The organism is Lentzea sp. NPDC102401 (assembly GCF_044765805.1).
Taxonomy (GTDB): Bacteria; Actinomycetota; Actinomycetes; order Mycobacteriales; family Pseudonocardiaceae; genus Lentzea; species Lentzea sokolovensis.
Genome location: NZ_JBIWKS010000024.1, coordinates 1 through 14,413, shown reverse-complemented (window position 1 = coordinate 14,413; position 14,413 = coordinate 1). Strand labels below are relative to the sequence as shown.

16 protein-coding genes are annotated in these 14,413 nt (G+C 66.9%); 6 read left to right on the top strand and 10 right to left on the bottom strand.

The window, feature by feature from the left end; all coding sequences use genetic code 11:
- Positions 1 to 77: 77 nt before the first annotated feature.
- A complete protein-coding gene (locus ACIRG5_RS46600; RefSeq protein ID WP_402917662.1) occupies positions 78 to 1,550 on the bottom strand; it encodes a chitinase in 1,473 nt (490 codons plus the stop codon).
- Between the two features lie 98 nt (positions 1,551 to 1,648).
- On the opposite strand from ACIRG5_RS46600, the gene ACIRG5_RS46595 reads away from it, so the two are divergent.
- Together ACIRG5_RS46595 and ACIRG5_RS46590 are read left to right on the top strand one after the other, a co-directional pair.
- Positions 1,649 to 2,080: a phosphohydrolase gene (locus ACIRG5_RS46595; RefSeq protein ID WP_402917659.1), complete on the top strand. Its 432-nt coding sequence runs from the start codon at positions 1,649 to 1,651 to the stop codon at positions 2,078 to 2,080.
- 73 nt (positions 2,081 to 2,153) lie between these two features.
- On the top strand, positions 2,154 to 2,381 hold the full coding sequence (locus ACIRG5_RS46590) for a hypothetical protein (RefSeq protein ID WP_319978659.1): 228 nt from the start codon (positions 2,154 to 2,156) through the stop codon (positions 2,379 to 2,381).
- A 54-nt stretch (positions 2,382 to 2,435) separates the two neighbouring features.
- On the opposite strand, the gene ACIRG5_RS46585 is transcribed toward ACIRG5_RS46590, so the two are convergent.
- The gene (locus ACIRG5_RS46585) at positions 2,436 to 3,047 is read right to left on the bottom strand and encodes a class I SAM-dependent methyltransferase (RefSeq protein ID WP_402917656.1); all 612 of its coding nucleotides are present in this window, start codon (positions 3,045 to 3,047) and stop codon (positions 2,436 to 2,438) included.
- 37 nt (positions 3,048 to 3,084) lie between these two features.
- Entirely contained in the window at positions 3,085 to 3,546 is a 462-nt protein-coding gene (locus ACIRG5_RS46580; RefSeq protein WP_360041804.1) for a helix-turn-helix domain-containing protein, read from the bottom strand.
- An 89-nt stretch (positions 3,547 to 3,635) separates the two neighbouring features.
- On the opposite strand from ACIRG5_RS46580, the gene ACIRG5_RS46575 reads away from it, so the two are divergent.
- Both ACIRG5_RS46575 and ACIRG5_RS46570 read left to right on the top strand, forming a co-directional pair.
- On the top strand, positions 3,636 to 4,223 hold the full coding sequence (locus ACIRG5_RS46575) for a dihydrofolate reductase family protein (protein WP_402917653.1): 588 nt from the start codon (positions 3,636 to 3,638) through the stop codon (positions 4,221 to 4,223).
- A complete protein-coding gene (locus tag ACIRG5_RS46570; protein WP_402917650.1) occupies positions 4,220 to 4,582 on the top strand; it encodes a PPOX class F420-dependent oxidoreductase in 363 nt (120 codons plus the stop codon). Before ACIRG5_RS46575 ends, ACIRG5_RS46570 begins: the two co-directional genes overlap by 4 nt.
- A 6-nt stretch (positions 4,583 to 4,588) precedes the next feature.
- On the opposite strand, the gene ACIRG5_RS46565 is transcribed toward ACIRG5_RS46570, so the two are convergent.
- Both ACIRG5_RS46565 and lepA read right to left on the bottom strand, forming a co-directional pair.
- Complete coding sequence (locus ACIRG5_RS46565; RefSeq protein WP_402917647.1) at positions 4,589 to 5,125, bottom strand: EF-hand domain-containing protein; 537 nt, start codon at positions 5,123 to 5,125, stop codon at positions 4,589 to 4,591.
- Between the two features lie 57 nt (positions 5,126 to 5,182).
- The gene (gene lepA, locus ACIRG5_RS46560) at positions 5,183 to 7,018 is read right to left on the bottom strand and encodes a translation elongation factor 4 (RefSeq protein ID WP_319978692.1); all 1,836 of its coding nucleotides are present in this window, start codon (positions 7,016 to 7,018) and stop codon (positions 5,183 to 5,185) included.
- Between the two features lie 83 nt (positions 7,019 to 7,101).
- Here lepA and ACIRG5_RS46555 point away from each other — a divergent pair, with 83 nt between their 5' ends.
- Positions 7,102 to 7,530 (top strand): type II toxin-antitoxin system PemK/MazF family toxin, encoded by a 429-nt coding sequence (locus tag ACIRG5_RS46555; protein ID WP_402917644.1) that lies wholly within the window; start codon positions 7,102 to 7,104, stop codon positions 7,528 to 7,530.
- Here the strand turns inward: ACIRG5_RS46555 and ACIRG5_RS46550 are convergent.
- The 5 genes from ACIRG5_RS46550 to ACIRG5_RS46530 all read right to left on the bottom strand — a co-directional run bounded on the left by ACIRG5_RS46550 (position 7,515) and on the right by ACIRG5_RS46530 (position 11,997).
- Positions 7,515 to 7,691, bottom strand: coding sequence for a DUF397 domain-containing protein (locus tag ACIRG5_RS46550; RefSeq protein ID WP_093600601.1), 177 nt, complete (start codon positions 7,689 to 7,691; stop codon positions 7,515 to 7,517). The genes ACIRG5_RS46555 and ACIRG5_RS46550 overlap by 16 nt on opposite strands.
- Complete coding sequence (locus ACIRG5_RS46545; RefSeq protein WP_402917640.1) at positions 7,666 to 8,385, bottom strand: DUF5753 domain-containing protein; 720 nt, start codon at positions 8,383 to 8,385, stop codon at positions 7,666 to 7,668. Before ACIRG5_RS46545 ends, ACIRG5_RS46550 begins: the two co-directional genes overlap by 26 nt.
- A gap of 174 nt (positions 8,386 to 8,559) precedes the next feature.
- On the bottom strand, positions 8,560 to 9,402 hold the full coding sequence (locus tag ACIRG5_RS46540; protein WP_402917637.1) for a transglutaminase domain-containing protein: 843 nt from the start codon (positions 9,400 to 9,402) through the stop codon (positions 8,560 to 8,562).
- A gap of 2 nt (positions 9,403 to 9,404) precedes the next feature.
- A complete protein-coding gene (locus tag ACIRG5_RS46535) occupies positions 9,405 to 10,352 on the bottom strand; it encodes an alpha-E domain-containing protein (RefSeq protein WP_402917634.1) in 948 nt (315 codons plus the stop codon).
- Between the two features lie 13 nt (positions 10,353 to 10,365).
- Positions 10,366 to 11,997 (bottom strand): circularly permuted type 2 ATP-grasp protein, encoded by a 1,632-nt coding sequence (locus ACIRG5_RS46530; protein ID WP_402917631.1) that lies wholly within the window; start codon positions 11,995 to 11,997, stop codon positions 10,366 to 10,368.
- Positions 11,998 to 12,095: 98 nt separating this feature from the next.
- On the opposite strand from ACIRG5_RS46530, the gene ACIRG5_RS46525 reads away from it, so the two are divergent.
- Positions 12,096 to 14,279, top strand: a complete 2,184-nt coding sequence (locus tag ACIRG5_RS46525; protein ID WP_402917628.1) for a P-loop NTPase fold protein — start codon at positions 12,096 to 12,098, stop codon at positions 14,277 to 14,279.
- The last annotated feature ends 134 nt before the right edge of the window (positions 14,280 to 14,413 follow it).

Here is a 14,413-nt window from a genome sequence, read left to right as displayed (position 1 = left end):
CTTGATGACGCAAGGACTGCTCCGAACGGACGTCGGCGTCACGTCCACTGTGGACGTGACGCCGACGGTTCCATCATCTAGGGCAGGGAGTCCAGATGAGGGGCAACGGTGTTCGCGAACTGCCAGTTGTTCGAGGCGTCCCAGTTGATCGACCACGTCATGGCGCCGCGGATGGACGGCCAGGTCGTGCTCGGCTTGAACGTCCCGCAGCCGGTGCCGCGGGCGAGACAGCTGAGCGCGTTGTTGACGTTGGACGGCGACTGGTAACCGCCACCGGCACCGGACGGCGACGCCGGCAGACCGAGGCCCACCTGGTCGGCGCGCAGGCCGCTCTGCAACTGGATGCACGCGAGCGCGGTCAGGAAGTTGACCGTGCCCTGGCTGTAGACCTGCTGGTCACAGCCGAGCATCGAGCCGGAGTTGTAGTACTGCATGTTGACGATGGTCAGGATGTCCTTGGTGGCCAGCGCCAGCTTGAAGTACTCGGAGTTGACGTTCTGCATGTCGATCGTCTGCGGCGCCATGGTGATGACGCTGCCTCCGCCGGCCGCGATGCTGCGCAGCGCCTGACCCATGTAGGTGGCGTTGACGCCGTTCTCCAGGTCGATGTCGACGCCGTTGAAGCCGTAGGTGGAGATCAGGCTCTTGACGCTGTTGGAGAAGTTGGTCGCCGCCGTGGAGTTGCCGACGCTGATCGTGCCCTTCTCACCGCCGACGGAGATGATCACCTTCTGGCCGCGGTTCTGCACGGTCTTGATGTCCGCGCGGAACTGCGCGTCGGTGTAGCCGCCGAGCTGGCTGCTCAGACCGGGGTCGAGGTTGAACGCGACCTGGCCCTGCACCGCCGTGGCGTCGGCGAACGAGACCGCGATGATGTCGTAGGTGGTGGGAACGTCCGCCAGCTTCAGGGCGCGCGCACCGTTGTAGAAGTTCTGCCAGTAGCCCGTCAGGACGTGCTTCGGCAGACCGGTGTTCGGCGGGTTGCTGGTCGTGGTGGTGGTCGTCGTGGTCGTCGTCGTAGTGGTGGTGGTCGACGTCGTGGTGCTCGTGGTCGTCGGCGGCGTGCCAGGGCCGTCGAGGTTGACGTCGTCGGCGAAGTACGCGGGCTGGCCGTACCAGCCGTGCAGGTAGATCGTGACGCTGGTGGCGCTGCCGGTGGTGAAGTCCACGGTCAGCTGCGAGAACCCGCTCGTGCCGGGCGTCCAGGTGTTCTTCTCCACGCCACCGGTGACGCCGAGGTAGACGTAGCTGCCCTGCACCCACGCGGACAGCTTGTAGGCCGTGTTCGGTTGCACCGTCACGGTCTGCTGGCACCGCGCGTTGCTCTGTCCGGCGGGTGCGCCCTGCAGGGCGTACGTGCCGGTGCGCTTCGTGCTGCTGGTGACGCTCGTGCCCTCGGTGCAGGTCCAGCCGCTCAGGTTGCCGGCCTCGAAGCCGCTGTTGGCCGCGAGGTTCGCGGCGGCAGCGCTTCCGTTGATCACCAACACCAGACCGGCACAAGCGAACAGCGCGGACAGCAGCGCTACAGCTGCTCGTCTGGTCTTGGACATGGTCCACCTCCACACATCATGCGGCGGCCATGTTGTGAGTGGACTAAAAATGGACTAGACCACTGCGTCTGGTCAAGCCCTGGTTTAACTTGAGGGGCGTGTTCACCCTCGAAGACGCCATCACGATCGCCACCGCGGCCCACGACGGCCAGGTCGACAAGTCGGGCCGGCCGTACATCGGGCACCCGTTGCGGGTCATGGCGTCGATGACAGGCGAGCACGAGCAGATGGCCGCCGTCCTGCACGACGTCATCGAGGACACCCCAGTCACCGCTTCGGACTTGCTGGCGCGCGGCTGCCCCGAGGTAGTCGTCGACGCCGTGGTGGCCCTGTCGCATCTCCCGGAGGAGCCGCAGGAGGACTACCTCCGCCGCGTCGCCGCGAACCCGTTGGCACTCTCCGTGAAGCGCGCGGACATCAGCGACAACCTCTCCCCCGCCCGGATGGCCCGTCTGGACGACGCCACACAAGATCGTTTGAAGGCCAAGTACGCGCGCGCCCTCGGGTTGCTCGCGGAGTACGTGAGCTAACTCGCTTCTTCATCGGTACAGGTCTCTTGAACAGGGTGTATTATCGAAACGTAACCAAGATTGGAAGGACACGATGACCCGCCACGACCTGTCCGTGAAGTCCCTGCGTTCGAGCCTGGCCTCGCGCCGTGAAGCTCGCTTCTCGCGCCGGAGCCTCGAACGGCAGTTGGCCAGCTACACCACCGAGAGCGACCGTCTCGAACTGGACGCCATCCTGTCGCGCCACAGCGCGGAGGAGACCGGCGAGCTCCGTTCGATCATCAACCGGCAGGCGATGGACCGCCTCCTGCGGTCCGCCTGACGAATCACCCTGGGGCCACCCCGGCAACGTTGCCGAGGGTGGCCTTCGCGTTTTCTAGAACAACCTCTTGAGGGTCAGGACGTTGTCCTTGCGCGTCTCCTGCTGGCCGTCCGGCCCGACGAGCGGCCGTTCCACCACCTCGTCGGTGACGATGATCCAGTTGTCCTTCAGCGCGAGGTGGTCGAGCACGTCCTTCGTCGTCGGGAAATAGTAGTCCTGGTGCTCGGACCACGACGGCGCCCCCGCGTGCCCGCCGACGATCAGGTACCCGCCGGGCGCCACGGCCCCCGCCGCCTTCTTCAGGATGCTGTTGCGCTCCCCGTCCTCCTCGACCGGCGAGTGCAGGAACTGCGCACTGACCAGGTCGTACAGGCCGGCGGGGAACGTGGCCTTGAGATCGTGCCGCTCCACGGAGATCTCGACGCCGGCGTCGTACGCGTGCTTCAGCGCCCGGTCCAGCGCGACCTGCGACACGTCGACGCCCAGCACCCGCCAGCCCCTCTTCGCGAGCCAGACGGCGTCACCACCTTCCGCGCACCCGATGTCGAGCGCGCTGCCGGGCGTGAGCCGTTCGGCCTCGCGCACCAGCAACGGGTTCGGCTTGCCGGACCAGACCTGGTCCCGCTCCGAGTAGAAGGTCTCCCAGAACTCCTGTGCGGTCGTCATGCTTCGACGATGCTCCCGACCGTGCCAGATTGGCAAACTACGTTGCCGATCCAGCAACACCAGGGCCGGGCAGCAGGTCGACGTCGCCGGCCCGCATCGGCTCACCGCAGTGGTCGCACCGCAGTTCGACGTCCGCGATCTCTCCGCACGCGTGGTGGCGGTACAGCACGGGCGGCCCCGCCTCGCCCGCGAGCCACCGGTCGCCCCAGCCCTTCATGACCATGAGCAGGTCGATGAGCTCGGTGCCCTTGACCGTCAGCACGTACTCGTAGCGCGGCCGTTGGTCGTACGGACGGCGCTCCAGAACCCCTTGCTCCACAAGGTGATTCAGCCGCTCGGTCAGCACCTTGCGCGAGATCCCGAGGTCGGCCTGGAGCTGCTCGAACCGGTTCATCCCGACCCACACGTCACGCAGGATCAGCGGCGACCACGGCTCCCCGATGACGTCGAGCGTGCGCGCGATCGAACACGCCATCCCACTGAAGCTCGTCCGCTGCATGTCCCCACTCTAGCAACTTGGGGTTCCCTTAAGGAACTTAAGTCTGCTACGGTCTTGGAGTCTCTTAAAGGAACTCAAGGGAGCACGAGATGAGCAAGGTGATCAGCGCCCACTCGGTGTCGGTCGACGGATACATCACCGGTCACGACCCCCGTCCGGGTCAGGGCCTCGGCGACGGCGGCATGCTGTTCGACTGGTACTTCGACGGCACGGTGGAGAGCCAGGAGTTCGGCGGCTTCAAGCTGAGCGAGCCCAGCGCCGAGGTCTTCGACTTCCACGCCGGACGCGTCGGCGCCGTGGTCGCCGGCCGCAACACGTTCGACGACTCCGAGAGCTTCGGCGGCGGCAGCCCGCACTCGAACGCCAAGCTCGTCCTGCTCTCCCACCGCGCCGCAGACCTGACCGACCGCCAGACGCCGGCCACGTCCATCGAGGACGCGCTCACGAAGGCCCTGGAACTCGCTGACGGCAAGGACGTCGGCCTGATGGGCGGCGGCGTGCTGAACGCGGCGCTCCAGGCGGGACTGGTCGACGAGGTCGTGCTGCACCAGGTGCCGATCCTGCTGGGCGGCGGCCGCCCGTTCTTCCAGGAACTCCCGAAGCACGTGCGCCTCACCCTGATCGACGCCACCCCGGCCCCCGGCGTGACCCACCTCCGTTACGAGGTGCAGCGATGAACGCGGACGTCCGCACGGTGCTCGACGGCACCCCGATCGCCCACCTCGCCACGCTCCTGCCCGACGGCGCGCCTCACTCGGTGCCGCTGTGGATCGGCACGCACGGCGACCACATCGCGATCCTCACCGGCCCTGGTTCCCAGAAGGCCCGCAACCTGCGCCGCGACCCGCGCGTGGCGATCTCCCTGACACCGCCGGACAACCCGTTCCAGCCGGTCGCCCTGCGCGGCCGGGTCGTGGAGTGGCTCGAAGGGGACGCGGCGTGGGAGATCATCGACTCGATCGCCCAGAAGTACATCGGCGGGCCCTACTCGCGCGACGAAGAACGGGTCGTCGCGCTCATAGAACCCACCGGATGAAGGAACTCAGCCCAGCAGCGGGATGTCCAGCCGCCCGTAGTGGAACTCGCGCACCGCCACGACGAGTTCGTCGACCGTGAGGGTGCCGTCGCCGTCGAGATCGATGCGGTCGAACGCGGCGTCGGAGTCGGCGTCGCTCAGACCCACCGCGTTGCCGAGCCACCGGCGCAGCTCCACCTTGCTCACCAGGCCGTCGCGGTCCGTGTCGCACAGGTCCGCGATCGCGGCGATGACCGGCCGCAGCAGTTCGTCGAAGCCCTCGTCGCCGCGGCCGAACATCAGTTCCTGGTTCGCCGCGAGGTACTGCCGCTGGTTCATCGCGCCGCCGAGGCCGACGCCCGCCGCGTCCGCCTGGCGTCGGTGGAGAACGATCAACGCCTCCATGACGGCACGGCCACGTCCGCTGTTCAGGCTCTCCCCGAACGCCCCGACGATCCGCCTCGCCTCGGCCCCGTAGTCGCTGCGGTCGATGATCCCGTCGTTGTCCGCATCCCACTTCTGGAAGCGGCGGACGTCGTTCTCACGGCTCAAAGCGGTTGTCATGTCAAACGACTGTAGGCATCCTGTTCGGACGCCGACAGTCGCTCGAACAGCTGAAACCTACTTCTTGCCCTTCGGCTCATCGGTGGACAGCGCGGCGACGAAGGCCTCCTGGGGCACCTCGACGCGGCCGACCATCTTCATGCGCTTCTTGCCTTCCTTCTGCTTCTCCAGCAGCTTGCGCTTACGGGTGATGTCACCGCCGTAGCACTTGGCCAGCACGTCCTTGCGGATGGCGCGAATCGTCTCGCGGGCGATCACGCGGGCACCGATCGCGGCCTGGATCGGCACCTCGAACTGCTGCCTGGGGATGAGCTCACGCAGACGCGTCGCCATGCGCGTGCCGTACGCGTAGGCGTAGTCCTTGTGCACGATCGCGCTGAACGCGTCGACCGTCTCGCCCTGCAGCAGGATGTCGACCTTGACGAGCTCCGCGTCCTGCTCGCCGGACTCTTCGTAGTCCAGCGAGGCGTAACCGCGGGTGCGCGACTTCAGGGAGTCGAAGAAGTCGAAGATGATCTCGCCGAGCGGCATCGTGTAGCGCAGCTCGACACGGTCCTCGGACAGGTAGTCCATGCCGCCGAGCTGGCCGCGCTTGGACTGGCAGAGCTCCATGATCGGGCCGATGTAGTCGGACGGCGCGATGATGGTGCACTTGGTGATGGGCTCGTAGACCTCGGCGCGCTTGCCCTCCGGCCAGTCGGACGGGTTCGTCACGACGATCTCGGCGCCGTCCTCCATCACCACGCGGTACACGACGTTCGGGGCCGTGGAGATGAGGTCGAGACCGTACTCGCGCTCCAGGCGGTCGCGGGTGATCTCCAGGTGCAGCAGGCCGAGGAAGCCACAGCGGAAGCCGAAGCCCAGCGCGGCGGAGGTCTCCGGCTCGTAGGTCAGGGCGGCGTCGTTGAGCTGGAGCTTGTCCAGCGCCTCGCGCAGCTCCGGGTAGTCCGAGCCGTCGACCGGGTAGAGGCCCGAGTAGACCATCGGACGGGGCTCGCGGTAGCCGGCCAGCGGCTCCGTGGCGCCCTTGCGCTCCGACGTGACGGTGTCGCCGACCTTGGACTGGCGCACGTCCTTCACGCCGGTGATCAGGTAACCCACCTCGCCGACGCCGAGGCCCTGCGACGGCTTGGGCTCCGGCGAGACGATGCCGACCTCGAGGATCTCGTGGGTCGCACCGGTCGACATCATCTTGATGCGCTCGCGCGGCGTGATCTTGCCGTCGACGACGCGGATGTAGGTGACGACGCCGCGGTAGGTGTCGTAGACCGAGTCGAAGATCATCGCGCGGGCCGGGGCGTCGTCGCTGCCGACGGGGGCCGGCACCTTCTTCACGACCTCGTCGAGCAGCGCGCCGACGCCGAGACCGGTCTTCGCGGAGACGCGCAGCACCTCGTCCGGCTCACAGCCGGTGATGTGCGCGATCTCCTTCGCGTACTTGTCCGGGTCCGCGGCGGGCAGGTCGATCTTGTTCAGCACCGGGATGATGGTGAGGTCGTTCTCCATCGCCAGGTACAGGTTGGCCAGCGTCTGCGCCTCGATGCCCTGCGCGGCGTCGACCAGCAGCACGGCGCCCTCACAGGCCTCCAGTGCGCGGGACACCTCGTAGGTGAAGTCGACGTGGCCGGGCGTGTCGATCATGTGCAGGACGTGGTCCTGCCCGTCGAGCTGCCACGGCAGGCGCACGTTCTGCGCCTTGATGGTGATGCCGCGCTCGCGCTCGATGTCCATGCGGTCGAGGTACTGCGCCCGCATCGCCCGCGCGTCGACCACGCCGGTGAGCTGCAGCATGCGGTCGGCCAGCGTCGACTTGCCGTGGTCGATGTGCGCGATGATGCAGAAGTTCCGGATGAGCTCCGGCGGCGTGAAGGTCGTGTCGGCGAACGAGGTCAAGGCAGTCCTCAACAGGAAATCGGACGGGTGTCCCCTTATGGTCCCATAGAGGTCGCTGTGCCCTGCACCACTAGGGTGCGTCCGTGCAGACGAACGGTGAAGACCCCCGCCCGGCGAAGGGCGCGGTCCGTGAGGTTTTCGACGCGGCACAGGCCGCCAAGCTGGACTACGCGCCCACCATGGACGGCGACGCCGACCCCGGTGAGGTCGTGTGGGCGTGGGTGCCCTTCGAGGAGGACGCCAACCGCGGCAAGGACCGCCCGCTGCTGGTCGTGGGCCACGCGGGCGGCGACCTCGTGGCGCTGATGCTCTCGTCGAAGGAGCCGCGCGACGACTTCCTGGAACTGGGCGCGGGCGCCTGGGACCGCGAGGGCAGGCCTTCCTACCTGCGCCTCGACCGGGTCTTCGCCCTCGACTCGGACGACGACATCCGGCGTGAGGGTGCCGTGCTGGCACCCGCCGCCTTCGGCCAGGTCGTGGACGCCCTACGCGAACGTCACGGCTGGCGCTGAACGAACGCACGCCACGCGGGTGCGCTGAAGCTCAGCGTGCCCGCGTCGGCGTTCTTGGAGTCACGAACCAGCACGTCCTGAGCGATCGAGACCTCGACGCAGTTCCCGTCCTCGGTCGCATCGCTGTAGCTGCTCTTACGCCAGACGCGGTCCTCGGCCATCGAATTCCTCTCGCGGTGGGCTGACGTACTCCGCCAGCCTGCTCCGCGATTGTTCCGCATCCAGCGCGACCTCATCCAGGTGGTTGAAGAGCAGCCTGGTGCGCGCGATGGCCCCTGGATCCTGCACGAACACCTTCGCGAGGTCGGTCTCACCGAAGGCGACCGGGTACGCCTTCTCGTACTCCCAGAGCACGCAGCCCGACGACGGAACCACGATGTGGGCCGGCACGATCCGGATCTCGGGCGCTCCGAACAGGAGCTTCGCGCACTGGTCTTCCATGATCTGGTCGTTCCCGACCTGCTGCCGCAGCGCGAGCTCGTGGACGTAGAACAAGCAAGTCGGCCGATCGTGTCGTCGAAGGATCGCCTGGCGTTCGATGCGGAACTGAACGATCGTCGGGATTCGTTCCTCCGCGATGAAGCCGCCCAACCGGTACAGCGCGTCGGCGTACTCCGGCGTCTGCGAGAGACCGGGCACGGACCGCGGGTCGTAACTGGTGATCGTCTTGGCGGTCGCCTCGGCGAGAGCCATCGTCCGCGTGTTGTCCGGCACCTGCACGATGTACTCGTCGAAGGCCTTCGCATAGCGCCGCCGGAACTCCTCGAAGAAGTCGGCGTCCTTGCCGCACGCGGTCAGGAACTGCACCAGGTCGATCTCGGTCGCACGAGCCTTGCCGTGCTCGATGGTGGACATCTTGCTCGGATCCCAGCCGAGCCGCGCGGCCACCCAGCTCGGTGCAGGTCTCCCGCAACCGACGCAGTTCGTCCCCGAGATCCCGGCTGTACGCAGTGGATGTGATCACAGTCATAGGCCGAAACTAGGGTTTGTAGCAGGTCCAAATAAGGCGCTCATTCGGGTGAAAACGTCCTACGCAAGGCGCGTGATGTCGACCGTCACCTCCAACGCGGTCGCCGCGCTACCCGAGTAGATCCCCTTCAACGGAGCCACATCCGCGTAGTCGCGCCCGAGCGCCACCCACACGTGCCGCGGCCCGACCGGCATCGCGTTCGTGGGGTCGTACCCCCACCATCCGCCGGTCCACGCCTCGATCCACGCGTGCGACTCGCCGCGCACCGTCTCTCGCAGCGCGCCGTCCTTCTTCGTGTGCAGGTATCCGGACACATAACGCGCCGGAATCCCCATGCCCCGCAACAACACCAACGTCAGATGCGCGAAGTCCTGGCAGACGCCCTTCTTCTCCTGCCACGCGTCGACGGCCGAACTGTGCACGCCGGTCGACCCTGGCTGGTACGTCAACTGCTCCCAGACCCACTGCGACGCCGCGAGCACCGCGCCCGAGGGCGACTGCCCCTTCTTGAGATCGCGTGCCACGGCCAGCAGGTCGCGGTTGCGCGGCGTGTAGAGGGTGGGCTCGAGGAACTCCGTGTAGCGGTCAACGATGTTCTCCGCGCGCACGTCACCCCACGTGCCCGTGGTCACCGGCTCGATCTCCGCGCTCGTCTCGACGACCGATGACGCGACTACCTGCAGTTCCTTGTGCGGGGCGTGCAGGTCGAACGACGTGACCTCCGTGCCCCAGTAGTCCGTGTACCGGTACGCACGGGTCGCAGGGGTGGTCTCGACGCGTGAGACGACCACGTTCTGTCGGCGGTCACCACGCGGTGTCAGTCGCGCCTCGTTGTACGACTGCGAAACAGGTGCGTCGTACTGGTAGCCCGTCGTGTGCACGACACGTACTCGCCAGCTCATGGTCAGCCCACCTCGGTGTTCGTCCAGGCGACCCACTGCGCCACGTGGAAGTACTGCTGCGACACGGCTTCACCGACGTCACGAACCGTCTTCTGCAACGCCGCCAGCCGCTTCGGCAGGTCGTCCAGCAGGTCGTGCGGCCGCAGGAACTCCAGCTCACTGCGCGCCTGGCCCAGCAACCGAAGCGCCTCCGCCCGCGCCCCCACGCGCACCGACGGCTGGTTCTCCAGCTGTTCCAAACAGGACTCGGCCTGCCTCAGCGCGTGGAACACCGACCGCGGGAACAGCCTGTCCAGCAACAGGAACTGCACCACTCTCGACGCGTCCAACGCGCCGCGGTACGTCCTCAGGTACGTGTCGTGCGCACCGGCCGACCGCAGAACCGTGACCCATCCAGGCGAAGAAGCCTTGTCTCCCACACGAGCCAACAGCAGCCGCACGATCATGTCGACGCGTTCGACCGACCGTCCCAGCACGAGGAACCGCCAACCGTCGTCCCGTGACATCGTGGAGTCCGCCAGCCCGGCGAACATCGCCGCCCGTTCCTCGACAAAGCTGAAGAACGCGTGCGGTCCCATCGTGCGCGCGTAGGTCTCCCGTTCCGCGACGGCGTTCCACATCGCGTTGAGGCACTCCCACATTTCGGTCGACACGACCTCACGAGCACCACGCGTGTTCTCGCGCGCGCTGTTGACCGACGAGACGATCGAAGCGGGGTTGTCCTTGTTGTACGCCACCAGTTCCGTGAGCGACCACACGTCGAACTGGGCGGCCCCGACCGGCGGCTTGATGCCCAGAACCGTCAGCAACTGCCGCGACGTCGCGTCCGGGTCGACGGTCGCGTCCTCCAGCAGTTGGTGGACCGAGACGTCCAGAATGCGCGCCGTGTCGTCGGCCCGTTCGACGTAACGGCCGATCCAGTACAGCGACTCCGCGTTGCGTGCCAGCATTTCGCGCGCCTCCTTACTGCTGCTGTTGTTGCTGTTGCTGGGAAGTGGACAGCTCCGGCCCCTGCTCGGCGGCAGCGGCCTCCATCTCGCCCGGCCCGGCCAGTCCGGGTTCCGCGAGCTCCTGTTCCTGGTTCGACGACTTCGCCGCGAGCACCCACGTGTCCTTGGACCCGCCGCCCTGCGAGGAGTTCACGATGAGACTCCCCTCCGGCAACGCCACGCGAGTGAGCCCGCCGGGCAACACGAAGATGAAGTTGCCGTCGTTGACCGCGAACGGCCGCAGGTCGACGTGCCGCGGCGCGAGCCTGTCCCCGACCTTGGTCGGCACGGTGCTCAGCTGCACGACAGGCTGCGCGATCCACCCGCGAGGGTTGCTCTTGATCCGCTTCCGCAGCGAGTTCAGTTCCCGGACCGTCGCGTCCGGCCCGAACACGATCCCGTACCCGCCGGACCCCTCGACGGGCTTCACCACCAGCTCGTCGATGCGGTCGAACACGTGCGCCCGCTCCTCGGACAGCCAGCACCGGAACGTGTCGACGTTCGGCAGCAACGGCTTCTCTTGGAGGTAGTACTTCACGATCTCCGGCATGTACGTGTAGACGAGCTTGTCGTCCGCCACCCCGTTGCCCACGGCGTTGGCCACGACGACGTTGCCCGCCCGCGCCGAGTTCAACAGCCCGGCAATACCGAGCACCGAGTCCGGCCGGAAGTGCACGGGATCGAGGAAGTCGTCGTCGATGCGCCGATAGATGACGTCGACCTGGCGCTCACCCTCGGTCGTCCGGAGGTAAACGAAGTTGTCGCGACAGAACAGGTCCCGCCCCTCGACCAGTTCCACACCCATCTGCCGCGCGAGCAGCGAGTGCTCGAAGTAGGCGCTGTTGCCGAGACCAGGCGTCAGCACAACAACGTTCGGATCCGCCGCGTTGGGCGCGGCAGCGTTCCTCAACGCCCTGAGCAGATGCACCGCGTAGTCACCCACCGCGCGCACGCGATGCCGTGCGAACAGATCGGGGAACACCCGCGCCATCGTCCGCCGGTTCTCCATGACGTAGGAAACGCCACTGGGACACCGCAGATTGTCTTCGAGAACCCGGAACGTCCCCTGCTCGTCCCGCACCAGGTCCACACCCGACACGTGGATGCGCACCCCGTTGGGCGGACTGATGCCGGCCGCCTCCCGATGGAAGTGCTCGCAGCTCGTAATGAGACGCCGAGGCAACACTCCATCCCGAACGATCTGCGCGTCGCCGTAGATGTCCGCGAGGAACATCTCCATCGCCCGTACCCGTTGAACGATGCCTTTTTCGAGCTTCGACCACTCACTGGCAGTGATGATCCGGGGAATCAGATCAAGCGGGAACGGCCTTTCCTGGCCGCTCAGCGAGAACGTGATCCCTTGGTCGACAAAGGCCCGTCCCAACGCTTCGGAACGCGCGTTCAGCTCGTTGACCTGCGACGGAGCCACCGACTCGTACAGCGCGCGGTAAGCACTCCGCACCCCGTTGTCCGTGGAGAACATCTCGTCGTAGGCGCCGGCGTGCGGCCGTTCCGGATTGAGATAGCCGTTGAACAGCTCACCGAGCCTCGGCGCGGTGACCGTGCGGCTGCGGCGCAGTCCTGAGGTGCGGGCTCGGCGTTCCATGGTCCACATCTTCACCCTGTTCAGGCCGATTTCGCACTAGTCCGACCGGACAGAAACCTGCCGGAAACGAAACTCGTCCCTTTCCCGACCTTGCAGGCGTGACCTCAGCCGAGCCGCAGCAGATGGAACTCGAAGGCACCGTCGAGTTCCGCTCGCCCATCAACGGCCTCGCCGTCAACTCCGATCTGGAACTGCCGCTGCTCTTCGTGTACTTCGAGCAGGGACCCCCGGCGGTCGTCGCCGCCGCCACCGGTGCGCGTGTCGACGATGCGGTCCCCGACACGAGGCCACGCCGCGCAGAACGGTCCCTGGCGACATCGGACGTCCTCGTCCAGGCCGAAGGCAACGAGATCGTTGTGACCTCGAGCTCCAGCCAGGTTCTCCGGTTGACCGGACACGCCAGTCCGGTCACCACGCTGGGTCTTTTCCCCGCCTCGGGTGCACCACTGCTGATGTCGGGCAGCGAAGGCGGGTCGATCAAGGTCTGGAACCTGCGCACCGGCAACCTCGTGAGTCAGAGCCCGCTGTGCAGCGTCTCGGTGCTGATCGTCTTCAACGGACCGGACGCACAGCCGCGCATCGCGTCGGGTAGCCCTTCCGGACAGCTGCGCATCTGGAACCCACGGTTGCCGTTGACGTCACTGACCGGTCTGGTGTCGACCTACGGATTCAGCGACCGGGTGGCCCAGCAGGACCTGCTCGACCGCGGCGCACTGGTGGAGGCGCTCAGGGACATGCTCAGCCCGAGAGGCACGGACGCACCGACCGTAATCACGCTCGAAGGTGCCTGGGGCTCGGGGAAGAGCACGCTGCTGGAGCTCGTCAAGGGCAGGTTGTCCCCGCCACCGAGGCCGACGCCGAAGGGGCGCAGGCTCACGGCGTTCGGCGCGGACCGCCTGCTGTGGCGGCCGCACACCAGGACGAAGCAGAAGCCTTCGAAGATCCTGCCGCAGTCCACGCCGGTCCTCGTGTCGTTCAACCCGTGGCGGCACCAGTCGAGCGAACAGGTGTGGGCGGGGCTCGCGAGGGCCGTGACGGAGGCGGCCGAATCGGTGATCCTGCCGCATCAGAACGCCCGCGAGCAGTACTGGTTCACCCGCAACGCCGGTCGCGTCGACCGCCGGCACCTCCAGCGTCAGCTGTGGCGGCGCATCCTTTCGCCGCTCTTGTCGCTGGCGGCCCTGGGGTTCGGTCTGTCGGTGCTCAACGCCCTCACCAACCTGAAGTTCGGCTGGGCGTGGTGGGTCACCGCGGGCCTGGCTTCGGCCGGGGTGCTGCACACGGGACTCCGGTACCTGTTCGCCAGAGCCTCGGCGTTCCTGCCGGGTGAGCTGTTCGCGGGACCGGTCGTGAGCAACGCTTTCGCAGGCACCACAACAGATCCGCTGATCCGCGATCCCTACTACAACGCCCGCGCCGGCTACCTCTACCTGGTGCAGCACGACGTCGAGGCGTTGGTGAAGGACCTGGCCGCCAGCCATCACGAGCTGATTCTGCTGATCGATGATCTCGACCGCTGCACACCTCGCACGACAGCTCAGGTGTTCGAGGCGATCAACGTGTTCCTGTCGGACGACTTCCCCGCCACCAGGTTCGTGCTGGGGCTCGACACCACCGTCGTGGCGGCCCACGTCGACAACGCCTACAAGGAGCTCGCCGACGCGAAGATCGTGACGCATCCCGATGATCCGAGTCCCGGGTGGACGTTCCTGCGCAAGCTGGTCCAACTCCCGGTGCGGCTGCCGCGCACCACTGCGGACAACGTCGACCAGGTGTTGCTGTCCCAGCTTGGCCCGGTGCATCGCGAAAGCGAGACCGTCCCGGCCGAAACCGTTCCCGAGCAGGTCCTGTTCTCCATGTCGGAGATCGCGACCATCGGCAGGCTGGGTAAGGACGTGGTCGCGATCGAGCGACACCCGGACGTCCGCGAACAACTGCGACGCCGGCTCAGGGCCCAGCCCGAGCAGTCGGTGCGGGAGGAGAAGCGGCTGCTGAACGTCTGGCAGTTCTACCTGCGCATGCTCGGCACAGTGGATGCGCAGGAGGCCGGCGATCTCGTGGCCGTCGCCGAGATCGCCACGCGGTGGCCCGCCTACCTGCACCGGACGCGTGGTGGCTGGCGAGAGCTGGCCGACGCGGTCGGCGACGACGTCCAGTGGGGCGCGACGATCGCACGGCTGGGCTTCGCCTACTCGGACCGCAACCCTGCGGCGAGTCTCCGTGAGCTGCTGCGCGACTGCGATGCGCGGGCGGTCGCGGAGTTGGCGAACAGATTGTTCTAGAACGAGAAAAAACCCTGCGGGGAGCGCTTGTGGCGCTCAACCCGCAGGGCAAATTAAGTTCGGCGGCGACCTACTCTCCCACACCGTAACCAGTGCAGTACCATCGGCGCAGAAGGGCTTAACTACCGGGTTCG